At 66.9% G+C, this 1,214-nt stretch carries 2 protein-coding genes; both read left to right on the top strand.

Annotated elements, in window-relative coordinates; translation table 11 throughout:
- The first annotated feature begins 314 nt into the window (after positions 1–314).
- The gene (locus TW83_RS20860) at positions 315–470 is read left to right on the top strand and encodes a hypothetical protein (RefSeq protein ID WP_157001723.1); all 156 of its coding nucleotides are present in this window, start codon (positions 315–317) and stop codon (positions 468–470) included.
- An 87-nt stretch (positions 471–557) separates the two neighbouring features.
- Positions 558–971: a hypothetical protein gene (locus TW83_RS16975; RefSeq protein WP_045983965.1), complete on the top strand. Its 414-nt coding sequence runs from the start codon at positions 558–560 to the stop codon at positions 969–971.
- Positions 972–1,214: the final 243 nt, after the last annotated feature.

Below are 1,214 nucleotides of genomic sequence, written 5' to 3'. Positions count from 1 at the left end.
GGTGATCCAGCCCCGGTCGACGCGTCGCCGGGTGGCCCGCGCCTTTGCCAGCCTGCGCGGCAAGCGGCTGACGAACCCGTGGAAAAAGCACGACAACATTCCGCTGTGACGGACGGGGACGGGCGCGCGATGCACAAGGTCGTGAATGATGCAGCCGGGCCACAGGGGGGCGGCGCTTTGGCGCCCGCCCTCCTGCGTCCCTGTCTGACCGCGGCGGGCTTCTCTATCATGCCGCGCAGGCCGGCAGATCAACAAGCCGACCACAACCCGAGCAGCCGGGCGCAACACCGCCCGCCCTACAGGAGCATGTTTCCATGTCGAAAAAGATCATCCTCGGCCTCGTGCTGGTTTCCGCCTTCGCCGCGTGCCAGCGCCAGCAGCCTGCCGACGTCTATGTCCCGACCGCCCCGGCCGCGCCCATGGTCAACCCCGTCACGACCGAGCCTGTCTACAACAGCAAATTCGGCTAAGACGAGACGTCCGACAATTGCGCGCGGGCGGCCAGCCTGCCCGTGCGCAGCGATCCGGCCCGCGCGCCCCAGCAAAGGGGCCCTGCCATGCTGAAGCATCGCGGCTTTCCCGGGCGTCTGCCCGGCACCGATTTCCAATTCGTCATCCGGCGCGAGAATCGCAAGAAGGGCGCCACGCCCATCACGCGCCGCGAACGGTTCAAGGACCGCAGGCCCGCCGACAAGCGCGCCGATGCGGGCTTTCTTTCGGCGCTGATCGCGCATTTCGGCGACGAACCCTTTCCCCGCGGCAATCTTGATGCCGGTCGGCTGTCCTGGCTGATCGGCCGCGAGGTCAAGCCGGTGGGCCAGTTCGACCCTGCCGATTACGACCAATTGCTGCAGGTCGACATGGCCGAGGCGGAGGCCGCCTTCCCCGAGCTGTTCGTCAAGGATGCGCCCCAGGAGTTCGACTGGGACGACCAGGACGGCTGGGACGACGACGAGGCCGACGACGACTGATGCGCAGGTTGATGCTGAACCCCTTGAAGTCACACGCATGTCAGTTTGACGCAGGCATCGGCTATGCGATAACCCCTTACCACCTCCCATCGGCCCCCGACGGGCCCATTACGACAGGTTTCTTATCATGCAGAAATTCTTCTCGCTTCGCGTTGCCGGCCTGGCCCTGGTTGCCGCCGGTCTTTCGGCTTGCGCCCCCGGCTATCAGGGCGGCGGCATCTCGCCCGACGCGCAGCGCGCCGC

It is taken from the genome of Paracoccus sp. S4493 (genome assembly GCF_000967735.1).
GTDB classification, from domain to species: domain Bacteria; phylum Pseudomonadota; class Alphaproteobacteria; order Rhodobacterales; family Rhodobacteraceae; genus Paracoccus; species Paracoccus marcusii.
The sequence above is the reverse complement of the archived record's forward strand: the minus strand, read 5'-3'. Positions and strand labels throughout refer to the sequence as shown.